We start from the raw sequence: 17,934 nt of genomic DNA on the forward strand, positions 1-17,934 counted from the left end.
CCTATTTTTGTGATTTTAAATAATCATCATAATACGTTTGTTTAATGGATAGATATTCGCTTAGTCCATATTTCTCAAGTTCAGCTTTATAAGAATCCCACTCAGTATCAATTCCACCTTTAGTAATCCATTCAGAACGTTTACGAGTGACATAGTCTTTCATGTCAGCTTCAATTTGAGCTAATCTATCCAAATCTTTTTCTTCCATGAAAACTTTAGGATAAATATTGTCATTGTTCATATATGGAACATAGTTTTCTTTAAGAATATCTAAACGCCATTTTGCATCATCTGGCATTGTTGTTACTGAGCCATAATAAGAATCCAAAATAGCAAGTGGTCCTCCAACCTCTGTCTTTTGACGAATTTCTGTTGGAGCTGTTCCCTCAAGTGGTAAGTGTTTCAACATTTGATTAGCTTCATCGAATTCAAAAATATTTTGTTGTTCACTATCTCCATAAGTACCCCAGTTATTCTGAACAGATTGAAGAGGGTTATATTGAGCGTCAATCCATTTTGCTGTTAACTCAAGATTTTGGTTTGCACTTGTAATAACCATTCGGTCACGAGAAAAACCGATATTATTTGTACGTGTTACATTTTTTTGTCCATCAGGACCAGCAAGTACTGGAAGAATGTCATAATTTTCATTATCTCCAGTTACGTTATTTTTATCCCAAGTGAAGTATAGACCAAACACTTGATCTCCTCCTTTTGAGACGTATGAATTCCAATCTTGTTCAAAGGCTTCGGTATCGATTAATCCCTTTTCATAAAGGCTACGCATAAATTTCACTGCTTCTTTATATGACTCATTGTCAGCAGTAAAATCAACTATTCCATCATTACTTACAACAATGTGATCATCGTTATCACCTTCGCCGAATGATCCAAAAAGTACCTTAAAGTCTTCATTTCCACCATCATTAATAAATGAAATTGGAATTTCATCAGCTTTGCCATTACCATTCGGATCTTGAGTTTTAAAAGCTTCTAACACTTTAATAAGATCGTCTGTTGTTTCAGGCATAGTGAGACCGAGTTTATCAAGCCATTCTGTATTTATCCATGCCATATCATTCACACTATGGATAGACTCCTTACCTTCACCTAATTCTTCAATCCAAGGGAATGAGTAAATATGACCATCAGGTGCTGTAATTAGTGAACGATATTCTGGGTTTTCATCTAAAATTTTCTTAAGATTAGGCATATAGTCATCAATCAAATCTTCAACTGGTACAATAACTCCCTGTTTAGCCCAGTTCATCAATTCAACGTCTGAGGCACCATCATTGTGGATTGCATCAGGTAAATCACCACTTGAAATATCAAGATTTCGTTTTTCAGCAAAGTCATTTTGATAGTTTGTCCAATCAATATGTACGCCAGTTTGCTCCTCAAGACGCTGTAAAATCAACTTATTATTCGGATCTTTTGGCGCTAATGTAGAACTTCCCGTCATAAATTTCAATGTGATTTTTTCTTCTAGTGGAAAACTTATATTTTTTAATTCATAATCAGGACTCGCAGCTCCATTTGATTTAGATCCACAAGCTGTCAGTATTAATGCACTTGCTAAAACTAGCATACTTTTTGTAATTGAACTTTTTTTCATGATAAACTCCTTTTTGTTTATTATTTAATCTTTAACATTATTATTGGATTCTGCTATAAAGAACCTTTAGCCTTTGAGTGAACCAGCCATAATTCCCTTGTCAAAATATTTTTGGAAGAATGGGTACATAACAATCAGAGGTAAACTTGAAATAATAATAGTTGCATATTTAATCATCTCAGCAAGTTTTTTCATTTCATTCATTGCTGCTTGTGCACCAATCATATTTGAGCTAACTTCATTTTGGATAAGGATATTACGGAGAACCAACTGTAGGGGTGCTAAGTCAGGATCTTTAATATAAATCATTGCATCGAAGTAAGAATTCCACTGACCTACAAATGCATAGAGGAAGAGGACAAACATAATTGGTTTAGCAAGAGGAAGCATAATTTTTAGAAATATTTGGAAGTCATTAGCTCCATCAATTACTGCTGCTTCAACTAACTCCTCTGGAATACCTTGGAAATAAGTCCTTGCTAAAATAATATTCCAAACATTAACTGCTCCAGGAACAATAATAGCCCAAACTGTGTTTAACATCCCTAACTGCTTAATCAAAAGATAAGTCGGAACCAAACCACCACCAAAGAACATGGTAATAATTAAGAAATAGTTAACCCATTTACGCCCTACTAAATCCTTTTTAGAAAGAGGATATGCTGTCATAACAGAGATGGCTACCGTCAATATTGCATAGGCCGTTGAGTAAAAAAGTGAATTAATAAAACCTCGAAGGATAGAATCGTCACTAAAAACTCTTTGATATCCTTGTACTGTCCAATCACTTGGATTTAAACTGATTCCTCTTGTCGCCAATACCTGAGGATCCATAAAAGATGCAATCAGAATATAACCCATTGGAACAACAGTGATAAGAACAAGGAATCCTATTAGAATACGATTGACAATTAAAACCCGTCTATCAAAATCTGTATACATTTTTGTGTTCATGCTTGCCTCCTAAAGACCTTGTCCATCGTTCATTCGTTCAACAATTTTATTAACTGAAATCAATAGAATCATATTAATAATAGAGTTAAACAAACCTACTGCAGTAGAGTATGAGTAATCGCCAGATACCAAACCTACTTTATAAACATAGGTTGAGATAATTTCAGATGCAGTTAAGTTCAACGATGTCTGCATCAAGAATGCCTTTTCATAACCAACGTTCATAATATTACCAGCTGCTAAAATAAATTGAATAACCATAATTGGTTTTAGAGCTGGTAAATCAATATGTCTAATCCGTTGGAAAATATTAGCTCCATCTAATTGTGCTGCTTCAACAAGAGATGTATCAACATTTACAAGTGTTGCTGTATATAGTGTTGATGCCCATCCCATACCTTGCCAAATACCACTCATAATGTAGAGAGGTCTAAAGTAATTCGGATCAGTCATGAAACTGGCCTTAATTCCAAAAAATGAAAGGATGCTGTTGACCGGTCCCTCAGCTGAGAAAAAAAGGAAAATCATACCAACGATTACAATTACAGAAATAAAGTTTGGTGCATATAGAATGAGTTGAAGTCTTTTTTTGACTTTATCACTCATCAATTGATTAAGCATAATAGCTAAAATAATAGGCGGAAAGAAACCTAGTAAGAGACCATAGACACTAAGTTTCAGTGTGTTTCCTAAAAGCATCCCAAAGTTAGGTGATGACAAAAATTGTCTAAACTCTTCAAAACCAACCCAAGGACTGGCTAGAATACCTTGTAGTGGATTATAGTCCTTAAATGCAATCAAGACTCCATACATAGGCATATACTTAAAAATAAATGTTAACAATAATCCTGGAACCAACATTAACAAAAGAAGTTTTTGCTGATTAATCCTAGACCATAAACTTGAACCATTTGCAGTTTTTTTCATGTCTACTCCTTTTTTTGAAACGTTTCATTTTGTTTCGTAATTTATAGACACTTCAATCCATAATAATTTTAAAGTGTCTTAATCAAAATTGAAACGTTTCATATTTTTAATAATAAAAAAGCTGACGACTTATTTACAAGTAAATTTTAACATTGATAGCGTTTTCTGTCAACGTTTTTTTGAAAATTTTTATTTTTTTGTCGTCGGCCCTTCTATGTATCTAATTGGTAGAGTTACTTGCAATTGATGAGGGGTATGATTGATGATGCCCATTAGAATTCTAACTGCCTCATTTGCCATAGCGTCAACAGGTTGCTTCATTGTTGTTACAGGATAGTCTCTTCCTGAAGCTAAGCGAATACCATCATATCCAATGACTTGGACTTCATCTGGTACACTCCGTCCCATTTTTTCTAGTGTTCTAATAACATCTAGAGCTGTAAAATCATTTACCGTAAAGATTCCGTCAATATTAGGATGTGAGGTGAACAATTGCTTGATATTTTCTTCTAAATCATGAATTGGTTCTTCTAAGTCAAGAATATGGTATATTTTATTTTGCTCTTTCAAATATGTTTCAAAATATTGCCTTCGATCCTTAGTTGTATTTGTTGTACTATTGTGCCCTCCGATAAAGGCGAACTCTTGACACCCTTTTTCAATTAATTTTTGAGCTGCTAACTTTCCACCAGCTTTATTATCTGAAGTTACACATGGTATCTCTTTATTAGCATATGTTCTGTCAATACTTACAAAAGGAATGTTTGTTGCTAAATAATCTTCAATATCACTGTAAGTAATTGCAATAATTCCATCAACTTTATTTTCTTGCAACATTTTGATGTAATCTATTTCTCTCTTGCCACTACTAATGTTACATAAAAGTAATTTATAATTTAAATTGCTCAGTTCTTTTTCTACAAAATATGCAAATTCCGAAAAGAAAGGATGCCATATACTTGGTAAAATTAAGGCGACGGTTTCAGTCTTACTCTTTTTCATACCTCGTGCATAAGCGTCTGGTATATAGTTTAATTCTTCTATGGCTTGAGTTACTTTTTGAAGTGTTATTTCCTTGATACCTTTTTCATTATTAATAACACGTGAAACAGTACCAACACTAACTCCAGCTAAACTTGCTACATCTTTCATAGTTACAGATTTTTTCGTTTCACCCATAGTTTCACCTCCTTCGTTGTTTTTATTCTAGCATTTATTGAAATCGTTTTCTAGTTTTTTGTGTAAGTAAATGAAAATTATCATATATAATTTCAAATTAATTAAAAATGAGACCAAAAATAATTCTCAGTCTCATCAAAGATTGTAGGACTCTTATTCCCCCAAAATGCTTGCGACTTTGGTGTTGATTAGGTCGATGGCTACTACATTGCTTACACCTTCTGGGATAACGATGTCTGCATAGCGTTTTGTTGGTTCAATGAATTGGTGATACATTGGTTTAACGACTGAAGTGTATTGTTCGATAATGCTATCAAGGCTTCTACCGCGTTCTTCCATATCGCGTTTAATACGACGAATGATACGGATATCATCATCTGTATCCACAAATAATTTGATATCCATCAAGTCACGCAAGCGTTTATCCTCTAGAACCAAAATTCCTTCTACGATGAAGACATCTTGTGGTTCTTGGCGATAAGTTTTTTCACTACGTGTATGTTGAGTGTAGTCATAAATTGGAATATCGACTGGACGACCTGCGATTAGTTCATTAATGTGTTCAATCATAAGGTCTGTGTCAAAAGCTAAAGGATGATCATAGTTAGTTGTGACACGTTCTTCAAAAGTTAAATGAGATTGGTCCTTATAGTATGAATCATGCTCAATCATAGCAATTTTTTCATCTTGGAAATTTGACAAGATGGCACGAGAAACACTGGTTTTTCCTCCACCAGATCCACCAGTAACACCGATAATAATTGGTTTTTTACGCATTTATTACTCCACTTTCAAAAAGACTTTCTACCTATTTTACCAAAAATCATGCTATAATAAAAGACAAGACTATCTATTGTATGCGTAATCACAAAATTATGCTTACTCTATAGCTAAAGATAAGAAAAGAGACACTATGATTTCACAATTTCCTACAGCTTGGCAGGATAAATTAGCTCAGCTAAACTTTACAGAACTCACTGATATTCAGGAAAAAGTTTTTGAACCTATTTCACAAGGTGATAATGTACTTGGTATTAGTCCAACAGGGACTGGTAAGACCTTAGCTTATCTTCTACCTGCACTTCTTAAACTTAAACCTAAAAAATCACAACAACTGCTCATTCTTTCACCTAATACAGAATTAGCTGGACAAATTTTTGAAGTTACTAAAGAATGGGCAGAGCCTCTTGGTTTAACTGCTCAGCTTTTCCTTTCTGGTTCCAGCCAAAAACGTCAGATTGAACGTTTGAAGAAAGGTCCAGAAACTTTGATTGGTACACCAGGTCGTGTTTTTGAACTCATCAAACTGAAAAAAATCAAGATGATGAATGTGGACACGATCATCTTAGATGAATTTGATGAACTTTTGGGTGATTCTCAATACCATTTTGTCAGCAAAATCACTAATCACGTTCCTCGTGATCATCAGATGATTTACATGAGTGCAACCAATAAAGTTGATCAATCCGTTTTGGCTGAAAATACCATTACCATTGATTTATCAGATCAAAAGTTGGATACAATCTCACACTATTATATCTCAGTTGACAAGCGTGAACGTGTTGAACTTCTTCGTAAGTTTTCTAATATTCCAGATTTTCGTGGGTTGGTTTTCTTCAACTCTTTATCAGATTTAGGAGCTAGCGAGGAACGTTTGCAGTTTAACCAAGCGTCAGCCGTTTCCTTGGCTTCTGATGTCAATGTCAAATTCCGTAAGGTCATTTTAGAAAAATTCAAAAATCATGACATCGCTCTGCTATTGGCTACAGACCTAGTGGCCCGTGGCATTGATATTGAAAACCTTGAATATGTCATCAACTTTGAAGTTGCTCGAGACCGTGAAACCTATACTCACCGTGCAGGTCGTACTGGCCGTATGGGAAAAACTGGAGCTGTTATCACTTTTGTCACGCATCCAGAAGACTTAAAGAAATTGAAAAAATTTGCCAAAGTCTCTGAGATTTACCTCAAAAATCAGAAATTACATATCAAATAAGCGCTGGATATCCAACGCTTATTTTTTTGCAATATGATATAATCTAGCTCCGTAATCAGGCATCAGTCTTGTCTTGTCGCTGAAACCAGTTGCCGTGAAGGCTTGATTGAGTTTAATTCCTGCATGAGCTAAGAGGTCTCCATAAGCTTGGTAGTTCTCTTTTTCGAGTGTCATTCTGTAATGATCTGCTATGACGTGCACTGCCAACCCCTGATGATTGACCTTGACCGGAAGCGCAGCATTCATTAGCGAGCCAAATTGGCGAATATCCAACTGTTCTTGGCGATTGCAAATGTCATAAAGATAGTCTGCTTCCAAATAGGGCAAGCGTACCGGCAAACTTTCTTGATTTGGCTGACTGCGCCCTATGGCATCCATGAGCACAGCCTGACTTTTATCTTCTGCCACCACAAGCCACCTCGTCTGCTCTGCCATTTTTAAAGGAGAAATGAGACGATAGAAAGATCCAAATTGGAGGAGTTTTCTGTGCTCCTTGTAATAGGCAATCTGTGCCTGGAGGATTTTTTTATCGGCACTAGGAAGCTTGGTCACATCAAGTTCATAACCCAGAATTCCAAAACTAGCAATATCAAAGCGCGATTCTATCGGACTATTTCGCAGTGTCTGATGATTAGGGACATCCGACACGTGGCAAGACATGGTTGATTGCGGATAACCATAAGAAGTTCCCGTCTGAATCTTCATACGCTCGTACACATCCGTGTTATCGCTTGTCCAGATTTGTGGGAAATAGCAGAGCATGCCTAGGTCAAAACGATTACCACCATTCGAGCATCCTTCAAAGAGAATATCAGGGTGCTTTGCCATAATCTCTCTTAAAATACGATAAAGTCCCTTAACCCAGCTATGATAAAATTGACCTTGATTAGAAAGGATTGGACTAAAGATGTCTGAGAGATGACGGTTCATATCCCACTTGACATAAGAAATATTTGCTGAGGATAAGAGCTTATTAATCTGTTCGATGATATAATCTTGAACTTCTGGTCGACATAGATCAAGAACTAACTGATGACGTCCTAGTGATGGTTCTATACCAGGGGCACTTACTGCCCAATCGGGATGCTCTTGGTAAAGTTTACTCTTAACACTTACCATCTCAGGTTCAATCCATATACCAAAATCAAGTCCAATTTTATTTATCTGCTTAGCCAATCCAGCTAAACCTAACGGTAACTTTTTGAGATTAACGTCGTAATCTCCAAGGCCTTCTGTATCAGAATTTCGTTGACCAAACCAACCATCATCCAAAACAAAGAGCTCTATTCCCACCTCTTTAGCTTCCTTGGCTAATTTAAGCAGTTTTCTTTGATTAAAGTCAAAGTAGGTCGCTTCCCAATTGTTGAGTAGAATCGGACGTTCTTTACTTGCCCAATTTTTCGATACAATATGATGCTTAACAAAGTTATGACAATTTTGGCTCATGCCATTCTTACCAGCTTTTGAAAAGGTCAGCATGGCTTCAGGACTTTCAAAAGATTGCCCAGGCTCCAGTGTCCAAGAAAAACCGTCATCTTGGATACCAGCCATAATTCTCATTTTTTGATAGGGACCAACTTCTACCTGACCAAAATGATTGCCTGAATAGATAAGATTGAAACCGTAAACAGCTCCTGTTTCCTCTGTCGCATCTTCTTGGTAAATCATAAAGAAGGGATTGCAAAAATGGGATGATGTTCCTGTACTGCTTCCAAAAGCATGGCGACCATTCGTTAAATCTCTAACTGATTCATGACGTTCACGCGCCCAAGCTCCTGTGAAGGTACTTAACTGATAGCCATAACTTGGCAAGTCTAACTGATAGGATAAGGCACGATTAAGTATTACACTCTCCTGCCCTGTATTTGTCAAAATCATTCGGCGTGTGATGACATCTGCTTCAGGAAAAACTGAGTAGACTAAGTCCACTTGAAGCCCACCAGTTCCTGTATAGGTCATGACCAAGTGTTGCTCAGCTTCATGAGCAAAAGGTAGCTCCTCTGATTGCCAAGTACCTTCATTAATTTGAGCAGAGACGAAGGTCCAATCACAAACGGAAGAGCCATTTGCCAAGGTGACGTCCAAGGCGGTTTGACGGTAATCCCCCTTATGCGTAGGAGACAAATCTAAACTTAAATGAAGGAGAGCATCCTTGCCCATGTCCTCCCTATAGACCACATCTGTTCCATAACCTGAATCAATTTTTTCAGTCAGAGCCAGTCTATCAGGATGTATCTTGGCGCCATAATGCAAAGTCTCCCAAAGATTTCCTCGTTTGCCAAGATAATAGCCTGTATTCTCTGTCTCCAAAGAAATTAAATCATCATCAATCTTAATCATGCGTTGCCTCCGCTCCTCTGCGTGATGCTAATTCTTGCGCGATACGCTTGGTTTCCGCTTCGGTCAGTTTGTATTTTTTTGTAAAATAGCAGAGCGATACGACAAAACCAATGATTGGAACAATGGTCATGAGGGCTCGCAGACCGAAGAGAGTCTCTGGACTTTGCTGCGCAGCTTTAACGTCTAAACCAATCAAGTCAATTCCGATACCAGAAATCAAAACGCTAATAGCGCTAGCCAATTTGACCACAAAAGTCTGCATAGAAAAGACAACAGATTCGTTGCGCTGACCGGTCTTCCACTCACCATAATCGACAGTATCGGCAAGAAAAATAGTTGTCAAAACAGTCACTAAGCCAAATCCAATGTAGATAATAAAGGCAGAGAGACCTAAGAAAATGATTGATGTTTGATGTAGGCTTGCTAATAAGAAGAGTAAAAGATAACCGAGGATGGTGACGCCGATACCGCCAATCAAAACTTGACGGGTAGACCAACGTTTACGCAAGATTGGATAGGTCATCATGCTCAACATTTGACCAGCACCGCCGATAATGCCGAAGAGACCAAAAATTTCGCTATTACCGATGTCATATTTAAAGAAATAAAGGGCTAATTGGCTGGTTAAATAAATAGATGAATTAAAGAGAATGATAGCAAGAACAACCAGCATGGCTTGGTCATTTGAAACTAATGACTGAAGCATCTCTTTCAAGCTAGGTGTCTTATCAGCCTTCGTTGGTTTTTCCTTAATCCCAAGAATACAAATAGTTTCAAAAAGAATAAAAACCAAGGCAATACCAGCTGCCAGATAAGCGAATCCTTGACGTTCACTGGATCCAAGATGAGTAACTAAAAGCATTGTGATTGCCGTTGGAATAGCAAATCCAATACTAGCGCTGGTACGACCAACAACAGTTAAATCTTCACGCTCTTTACCTGGTTTGGTAAGGGCAGGAATCATGCTCCAAAATGGAATATCCATCATGGTATATGAAACTCCCCAGAGAACATAGGCAAGGCTAGCATAAATGAGCATAGCTGTACCTGATAAAGATTCTGGCATAGCAAACATGCCGTAAAGAATAAGAGCATTGATTATTGTTCCTGAAAAAATCCAAGGTCTGAATTTACCAAATTTTGTGTTTGTTTTCTCAACCACTACTCCCATGATTGGGTCATTAAAGGCATCAAATACCCTCGCTAACATCATCATGATACCTGTAAAAGTACCAGATATTCCCAAAATGGTGTTGTAATAATAGAGAATGAAGCCCGATACTAGGGCATAAACCATATCTTTACCTAGGGCACCGATTCCATAACTAATCTTCTTATTCATTTTCTTTACCACCTTGACATGTGAAGTTTATCAAATAGTCTTCAAGGCCTTCTGCTTTAATTTTTAGTTGTGCTGTTCCGTTTTTACCTATAGTTTTGATATAAGTAGCTGTCATTCCACCTTGGAGAGGGACGTGTTTAGGGCCAACTAATTGGGCCTCCCCTGTCAGCTCGAAAGTCAGACTACGATTGATATAAGGCAGCGTATTCCCATTTTGGTCCACTGATCGAATACGTACAGTTGCCATATCCCAGGTATCTTCTTCGCACAGCTGGGCATGATCAACGGTGACGTCAAGTTTAACTTTTTGAACGGGTTCTTTAATCACTTGGCTCACTTTGACACCATCCTTCCAAGCTTCAAAGCGCCACTGGGTCGCCTTTTCACCCCAACTGGCCACATACTTACCAAACCAGCGCTCAGCTTTTTCATAAGTCACACCATCAAAAATCATGAGTTTTGCCATTGTCGGATAGATGGAAAATGGCAGAGCTGTCGGTCCATGTTTGGCAATGGCTTGCAAGCATTTTTTAACCTGCTCAGCTGCCTTAGGGGACAGGCCTTCATTCTTAACAAGCAAGTCTCCGATAGTATCTGTTATAGCGATAGGGGCATGCTTCATTGACGAAAAGTCTTGGGAAGCTTTAAATGTTTTAACGAATTCCTTGTTCTTGTACAAACGCACTTCATCTGCATTCGTGAAGGCATAAATATCACCCAAGAATCCAGCTGGATGCTCACCAATGTCCATAGCTGATGAAACCTCTAAAACTGGCTTATCTCTACCTTGAGCCGCATAAACACTGGCAGCCATCTTAGGATTACGGAACATATCGAGTACGCCATGATGACAGAGGCGGTCTCCGCTTCCAAAATCCTTATGGGTATGGTAATCAAAAAGACACCAGCCAAAACTACCAGCAATATCATTTTCAGCAGCCACATCATTGAGAACACGGGCATGTCTTAGCGCATGCTCAAGACGTTTTCCTTCCCAATCATAAGATTTGGTTGGGAACATATGCCCATTGTATTCTGATACTAGATAAGCATTCTTAGCGTTTTTTGTTACCTTTCTCTTAGGCTCACAGCCTGAGTTGCTTCCGTTGTGGAAGAAATCATTGTAGGTGTAGACGTCCTCTAGAAGATTGCTATTTTTGAAATTACGGACTCCACCGGTTGGTCGGGTCGGATCAAGCTCATGAGCAAGAGCGTTAGTGGCTGAATAGAAGTCATCATTGTCTTGGCTTTCATTGATTCGTACACCCCAGATAAAAATACTTGGATGATTGCGGTACTGTTCTACCATTTCCCGAGTGTTTTGGATGGCAACTTCCTGCCACTCCTTATCGCCGATATGCTGCCAACCAGGTATTTCAGTGAAAACTAGTAAACCAATCTCATCACACCGGTCTAAGAAATCGTGACTTTGGGGATAGTGACTTGTACGCACTGCATTACAGCCCAACTCATATTTGATAATTTCAGCATCTAAACGTTGTCCAGACTTTGGAACCGCATAGCCCATATAGGGCCAGGATTGATGGCGGTTTAGACCGCGCAACTTGATTTTCTCATCATTAAGGTAAAAGCCATCCGCTTTAAACTCAACAGACCTAAAACCAAAGCGCGTGTTATAATCATCTACTTTGTGACCTTCACGCCATAGTTCTAGTTTGATTTCATATAAAGTTGGTGAGTCAACTGACCATAAGTCTATATTTGAAAGGGCATAGGAAAGTTTTTCCTGATATAGCTGAGGACTAATAGACATAATTTTCTGCCCACTAGAATCGTAAACACCACCCTCGATTGTGCAGATATCAGCCTGATGGGCTTGTAGCTTCAAATTCAAGATACCGAATTTGTCAGCGTTTACAAAAACATTCTCAAAATAAGAGGTCTCCTTGACCTCTAGACTAACCCCGCGGTAAAGTCCGCCATAGGTTAAATAATCAACAGCTTTACCAAAAGGTGGAATATTGCTTGACTCACGACTATCTAGTTGCACAAGTAAGAGATTTTTCTGGCCAAATCGCAGAGCTTCTGTCAGTTCCACTGTGAATGCTGTGTAACCATTTTTATGTTGACCAAGTAATTGACCATTTAGATAAACTTGAGCAAAATGCGCTGCCGCTCCAAAAGTTACAAATACATGCTTATTTTGCCAGTTCTCAGGAGCATCAATAACATGGCAATAAGTACTTAAGAGTTGATAATCTTCCTCATTGCAATAGTTACTTTCTAATTCTTTGACTGTGTGCGGCAATCTTACTCTATTAAACTTTTGACTAGTAAAGACTTGTGAGATATCCTCATTAGACAAGCCATCAACTTGCCAGCTCAGCCATTCTTCAGAAAAACGCTCTGAAAAATACCACTCTTCATTAAAAGCACTAATCACTATTTACCTCCATTTGTAGCATTACCATTAGTTGTAATGCCATATAATATAATATCCATCATTGTTTCCAGGGCTTCGATGTATGAAATTTGGCCCTCTTCTAACTCGTGAGTTGACAAAAAATGCTCTATACTTGCTTCTATCATCGTTTTCACGACGGCAAGGTTAGTTGGTTTTATCAATCCTCGTTCAATCGCTTCTTCATATAGAGACAGCGTACTTTCCCAATCTGATTCGAGACATTCTTGAATTTGGGCATAAATCTTAGGATACTTGTCTGCCAATTCTCCAACTCGTTGCCAATTTAAACTTTTATAGGAATCTGGCAAGACAATCGTAAGAGCTTTGATTTTTTGAATAATATCAAGTGACTCGTCAGATAGTATAATCTGCTCCTCTTCTTTAATTTTTGCAAAAGTATTTTTAACCACTTCTAATAGTAAGGCCTCCTTACTAACAAAAAGTTGGTAAATTGTTTTCTTACTCATGCCTAATTGACTAGCAAGTTCACTCATAGTAAACTTAAGTCCACGTTCTGAAAGTATTAGCAAAGTTTGTTCTAAACATAGTTCTCTTGAGTCCATACCAATATCCTCCATAATTCTAGGAAACTATTTCATTGTAATCGGTTTCCTCCTCAAGATAAGTATACTATAATATGGTAGCGTTTACAATGAAAAACATTAAAAAACTAAGCAAATTTTGCCTAGTTTTAATTATTTTATGGGTAACTATTCTTTTTCTTTCCATTCGATTCGAGCTTGGGCATGGACACCGTCGCCAGAAATCTCATGCTTGCTAACAAGTCCATCTTGTTCTATGCGCGATTGAATGTCGTGACCATAGTGAATCTCTTTAACATATTTGAGATTGATTCTTTGGGGAATGTGCTGGCGCAGGAAGTCGACATCCAGAACGTCATACATCCACTCCAAGTACTTGCTATTATTGACATGACCATTCATATCCAAATCAAAATAGCGAACATGGTAGTTTGTTTCTTCTGGATTTTCTAAGTCATCATATTTTGGACCTCGTAAAATTTTCTTGATTTTCTCAACGCCATATGCAGCAACCAAATCATCAACGACTGGGTGAACCTTGCGGGTTTCATAGTCCATAAGGACAAAAGTCGAATGAATTGCCATAATTTTATCGCCATTTTCCGCGTAGATATTAAAATCACGATAACAAAAGAGTTTGTTATAGGCTGTTGCTTCCGTTTCAACCGTGATAGTCTCTCCATACTTGGGAAGACGGTCAATCTCGATATCATAATCCGTAATAATCCAAACCAGGTTGTAAGTTTTGAAAATCTCTTCATCACTGACACCTAAACTTAAAGATTGAAGACCTGAGACATGCAGGGCATAGGATAACAAATGCGGAAGCTTTATGTTTTGATTGACGTCTGTTTCATAAAAAGGAACTTGATACTTTACTGCGAATTTTTTACCCATATTTACTCCAATATAAATTTCTCTGCAACGGTGTCACCCAAGAAGAGGCCCTTCTTGGTCATACGAATCCTATCTCCATCTACCTGTAACAAGCCCTGCTGACATAAATCTTCAACAATCTGACCATAACGTTCATTAAAAGATAAATTGAACCTGTCTTCAAAACGCTTGATGGATACGCCAGATTTCTTCCTCAAACCTAGGAATAACTCTTCTTCCATCATTTCTTCCATAGTCAGCACTTCCTCAGACAATCTAGCATGTCCGTCCTCTGCGATGGCTTTAAGATAATGCTGAATTGGTCCTCGATTACGATAGCGTACGCCATTGACATAACCGGAAGCTCCAGCTCCCAGACCATAATACTCGTCATTATTCCAATACATGAGGTTATGGCGACTTTCAAAACCTGGTTTGGTGAAATTGGAAATTTCATAATGCTCAAAACCATTCTTTTCCAGTTCAGCAATAATGTAGTCAAACATCTCTGCTTCCAAATCCTCAGTTGGCAAATTGAGCTTGCCTCGACGCATCTTATTCATAAAGACCGTGTGGTGCTCAAGAATCAAACTATAAAGACTAAGGTGAGGAATATCTAAGGCTAGGGCCTTGACCACGTTTTCCTTAACATCTTCCATGGTCTGACCTGGAAGAGCATAAATCAAGTCAATTGAAATATTATCGAAACCAGCTTTTTTCAGACTATCAATGGTTGAATAAATCTGTTCTTCATTGTGGCTGCGACCAATGCGTTTAAGGTGCTTATCATTGAAAGTCTGTACCCCCAAAGATAGGCGATTGACCGCTGATTTTTCCAGCACAGCAATTTTATCAGGGGTTAAATCTCCAGGATTAGCTTCAATAGTAAATTCCTCAAGTTTTGACAAATCAAGGTTCTTGGTTAAATGGCTGAGCAGATAATCCAGTTGTTCAGCCGTAATAGAAGTCGGCGTTCCTCCTCCAATATAGAGGGTACGCAATTGATCAATTTGACAAGCTTCAAACTCAGCAATAAGAGCCTGTAAATACGCATCTACAGGCTGATTCTTGATAAAAACTTTTGAAAAGTCACAATAATAGCAGATTTGTGTGCAAAATGGAATATGCACATAAGCAGATGTTGGTTTTTTTAACATGCTACTATTTTAACATTTTGACCCTGAAAATTCACGGAAAATAACGTGCTATTTCTGAAATGATTTTTCCATTCTGACAAAGTCATAAATGCCGCCATTTGTTTTTTGCTGGAAATGGGCTTGCGCTTCAAATCCCATATTATGATAGAGTTTTTGAGCGCGTTGGTTAAAGGCAGCAACCTCCAGCACCAGCTTTTGAAAGCTGTACTTTTCCCTTGCGAAATCTTCAATGGCCTGAAAGAATGGACGTCCCCATCCCTGTCCGACATAGTCTGGCTTCATCCCCAAACCGACTGTCAGCTCTGCCCCATTTTCAAAAAAAGAAGCAAAACCAACCAGAGCACCATTGCGAATGACTTGGAAATAGTGATGTCCACGCGCCTGGCTGGATATGAGCTCTGCATAATCCTCAGGATCAGCCGTCATATCGTAAAAATCATAGGGAGGCTGGTACTTCCAAGTATTTGCAATTTCTTCCGCAGTCGTCTGAGTCATTGGAGTCAGATAATAATAGACCTCTGTCAGAAGCTTACCAAAAGACTTCTCCAGATTTTTGATACGCTTGTTAATTGTAATCTCCTTATCCGCACTATAGACATAATCCGCATAAGACTGCTGATACTCAGGCAACATAGACAAATAAATAGCCCGCGTTTCATCAGTCAAAGCATCCCTAAGCAACAGAATGCGATCCTTAGTTTGAGACATAGAACCTCCGAGGGGGAAAGTGTTTCTAACACTTAATATAGTAGACTAATGAGCAATATTTACTTTGCAAAGATTTTAAAAATCAACTTCAATACGTTTCATAAAGCCATCAACAACTACTTCCGATAGATTACTTGCTTTCGGAAGGGGAATATTATTTTCACCATAAACTTCTACAATCCCTTCAAGCATTTCTCTAGCATTTCCCATCGCTTCTGCCAGGCTGTCACCTTCCGTGCCACCACCAAAATCAGGAAATTCCACCCAATAACCTAATTGACTGTCTTCATGAAAAATCGCTGGATATGAAATTAACATAGGAGCCTCCTTGGAAAATCAATTTGGAAGTTTTTAAATATAAAGTAATTTTAACATATATTTTTCAAAAAGGTGGGGCTATATTAACAGAAAATAAATGCCATACTGTTTATTACACCTGTATGTCGTTAATACTAAACGACGATGAATCCATTACCAAATTACGTCTAATATGATTAACAAAAAGTTAAAGACTAACAAAAAGCGGAATATACTTAAGTTTCATTAATGTCATTTTAGGTACGAAAATCAAACATTTTTTCAGCTACTATCTGCTATTTACATCTTTTCAGTCTCTTTCAGAGTTATATTACACTGTTCTGTCTCAGAGTCTACCATTAAATATCTGATACATTTATCATACTAGAACAGCATATGGATTTTACAGGGGAAAACTACAGACATCGTCCCTGCTACTCGAAAACACGTCAAATAATTACTATCTTTTGTTATCGTAGTAGCTCAATTGATTTTATCTCAGATAATTTAAAAAGTAATCCTCCATATTCATCAGAATGAAATTCATACACATCTTCTTCTTCATCCATGTCGTATTTACTGTGTTTTTCTGTAAACTCGCCGATAAATTTACTACCAAATACAATGAATTTCTTCTTAGTTTTTACTTTTGTTTTCTTAAAAAACTCAATTTTCATTATTTTTTCTCCCTAGTCTAGTTAAGACAATTTGAAATCTACCTTATATGATTGATGTTCTTATTTATAATGATTTAAAATTACTTAAATCTTGAGAGTACAAAAACAACTATTTGCTAAATTATTATCAATTGTATGTTTTACAGTTACTTAAATCTTGAGAGTACAAAAACAAAAGTATTAGGTATTACAACTGAGTATTTGTTTTACAGTTACTTAAATCTTGAGAGTACAAAAACAGTGTTTTTTAGGGTCTTCGCGGTATCCCTGTTTTACAGTTACTTAAATCTTGAGAGTACAAAAACAGAAGTTCTGGAAACGTTAACACCTGAACAGTTTTACAGTTACTTAAATCTTGAGAGTACAAAAACTGGCTCTGACCTTGTCCAAAGCGGTGTCTTGTTTTACAGTTACTTAAATCTTGAGAGTACAAAAACATTTCTGCGAGATTGTAGTCAGTAACATCAGTTTTACAGTTACTTAAATCTTGAGAGTACAAAAACAACGGTAACTTTAATGTTTAATCATGGGTAGTTTTACAGTTACTTAAATCTTGAGAGTACAAAAACTACCCTATTTTACACCATAAAGGAGGTGATGTTTTACAGTTACTTAAATCTTGAGAGTACAAAAACACTTGCTATGAAGAGCGATAGCAAACTCAAGTTTTACAGTTACTTAAATCTTGAGAGTACAAAAACCGTGCCTCGGTCAATCGTCCTGCGATAATAGTTTTACAGTTACTTAAATCTTGAGAGTACAAAAACTGAGTTTGAGCTTGAGGCTAAGTATCTAAGTTTTACAGTTACTTAAATCTTGAGAGTACAAAAACTATCCATGGGATTGATAGAAGTGAATCCTAGTTTTACAGTTACTTAAATCTTGAGAGTACAAAA

The 17,934-nt window shown here is 37.4% G+C and carries 15 protein-coding genes and 1 CRISPR repeat array (1 of these 16 cut by a window edge); of the genes, 1 reads left to right on the forward strand and 14 read right to left on the reverse strand.

The features are described 5' to 3' along the window. Position 1: 1 nt before the first annotated feature. The 5 genes from F601_RS0107340 to udk form a co-directional block, all read right to left on the reverse strand. Positions 2-1,618, reverse strand: a complete 1,617-nt coding sequence (locus tag F601_RS0107340) for an ABC transporter substrate-binding protein (protein ID WP_018165022.1) — start codon at positions 1,616-1,618, stop codon at positions 2-4. A 66-nt stretch (positions 1,619-1,684) separates the two neighbouring features. Next, positions 1,685-2,572 carry a carbohydrate ABC transporter permease gene (locus F601_RS0107345; RefSeq protein ID WP_018165023.1) on the reverse strand — a complete coding sequence of 296 codons (888 nt, stop codon included), beginning with the start codon at positions 2,570-2,572 and terminating at the stop codon, positions 1,685-1,687. 9 nt (positions 2,573-2,581) lie between these two features. Further along, positions 2,582-3,499, reverse strand: coding sequence for an ABC transporter permease (locus F601_RS0107350; RefSeq protein WP_018165024.1), 918 nt, complete (start codon positions 3,497-3,499; stop codon positions 2,582-2,584). Between the two features lie 189 nt (positions 3,500-3,688). Next, positions 3,689-4,678, reverse strand: coding sequence for a LacI family DNA-binding transcriptional regulator (locus F601_RS0107355; protein ID WP_018165025.1), 990 nt, complete (start codon positions 4,676-4,678; stop codon positions 3,689-3,691). 153 nt (positions 4,679-4,831) lie between these two features. Next, positions 4,832-5,455, reverse strand: coding sequence for a uridine kinase (gene udk, locus F601_RS0107360; RefSeq protein ID WP_018165026.1), 624 nt, complete (start codon positions 5,453-5,455; stop codon positions 4,832-4,834). Between the two features lie 136 nt (positions 5,456-5,591). Between udk and F601_RS0107365 the strand changes: the two genes are divergently transcribed. Beyond that, positions 5,592-6,674 (forward strand): DEAD/DEAH box helicase, encoded by a 1,083-nt coding sequence (locus tag F601_RS0107365; protein ID WP_018165027.1) that lies wholly within the window; start codon positions 5,592-5,594, stop codon positions 6,672-6,674. Positions 6,675-6,692: 18 nt separating this feature from the next. Here F601_RS0107365 and F601_RS0107370 read toward each other — a convergent pair whose 3' ends face one another. From F601_RS0107370 to F601_RS0107410, 9 genes are all read right to left on the reverse strand, one after another. Further along, on the reverse strand, positions 6,693-9,014 hold the full coding sequence (locus tag F601_RS0107370; RefSeq protein ID WP_018165028.1) for an alpha-galactosidase: 2,322 nt from the start codon (positions 9,012-9,014) through the stop codon (positions 6,693-6,695). Next, entirely contained in the window at positions 9,007-10,356 is a 1,350-nt protein-coding gene (locus F601_RS0107375) for a glycoside-pentoside-hexuronide (GPH):cation symporter (RefSeq protein WP_018165029.1), read from the reverse strand. The genes F601_RS0107370 and F601_RS0107375 overlap by 8 nt, the downstream gene beginning before the upstream one ends. Continuing rightward, positions 10,349-12,760 (reverse strand): glycoside hydrolase family 2 protein, encoded by a 2,412-nt coding sequence (locus F601_RS0107380; RefSeq protein WP_018165030.1) that lies wholly within the window; start codon positions 12,758-12,760, stop codon positions 10,349-10,351. Before F601_RS0107380 ends, F601_RS0107375 begins: the two co-directional genes overlap by 8 nt. Further along, positions 12,760-13,344, reverse strand: a complete 585-nt coding sequence (locus F601_RS0107385; RefSeq protein ID WP_026183150.1) for a TetR/AcrR family transcriptional regulator — start codon at positions 13,342-13,344, stop codon at positions 12,760-12,762. Before F601_RS0107385 ends, F601_RS0107380 begins: the two co-directional genes overlap by 1 nt. 147 nt (positions 13,345-13,491) lie before the next feature. Further along, on the reverse strand, positions 13,492-14,220 hold the full coding sequence (locus tag F601_RS0107390) for an acyl-ACP thioesterase domain-containing protein (protein ID WP_018165032.1): 729 nt from the start codon (positions 14,218-14,220) through the stop codon (positions 13,492-13,494). A gap of 2 nt (positions 14,221-14,222) precedes the next feature. Continuing rightward, positions 14,223-15,356, reverse strand: a complete 1,134-nt coding sequence (hemW, locus tag F601_RS0107395) for a radical SAM family heme chaperone HemW (RefSeq protein WP_018165033.1) — start codon at positions 15,354-15,356, stop codon at positions 14,223-14,225. A gap of 48 nt (positions 15,357-15,404) precedes the next feature. Then, positions 15,405-16,064 carry a GNAT family N-acetyltransferase gene (locus tag F601_RS0107400; protein WP_018165034.1) on the reverse strand — a complete coding sequence of 220 codons (660 nt, stop codon included), beginning with the start codon at positions 16,062-16,064 and terminating at the stop codon, positions 15,405-15,407. Positions 16,065-16,139: 75 nt separating this feature from the next. Beyond that, the gene (locus F601_RS0107405; protein WP_018165035.1) at positions 16,140-16,382 is read right to left on the reverse strand and encodes a type II toxin-antitoxin system HicB family antitoxin; all 243 of its coding nucleotides are present in this window, start codon (positions 16,380-16,382) and stop codon (positions 16,140-16,142) included. A gap of 449 nt (positions 16,383-16,831) precedes the next feature. After that, on the reverse strand, positions 16,832-17,038 hold the full coding sequence (locus F601_RS0107410; RefSeq protein WP_018165036.1) for a hypothetical protein: 207 nt from the start codon (positions 17,036-17,038) through the stop codon (positions 16,832-16,834). Positions 17,039-17,109: 71 nt separating this feature from the next. Continuing rightward, positions 17,110-17,934: direct repeats of the CRISPR family, unit length 36 nt; unit sequence GTTTTACAGTTACTTAAATCTTGAGAGTACAAAAAC; it runs 2 nt beyond the window's last position.

Source organism: Streptococcus henryi DSM 19005 (assembly GCF_000376985.1).
GTDB lineage: Bacteria > Bacillota > Bacilli > Lactobacillales > Streptococcaceae > Streptococcus > Streptococcus henryi.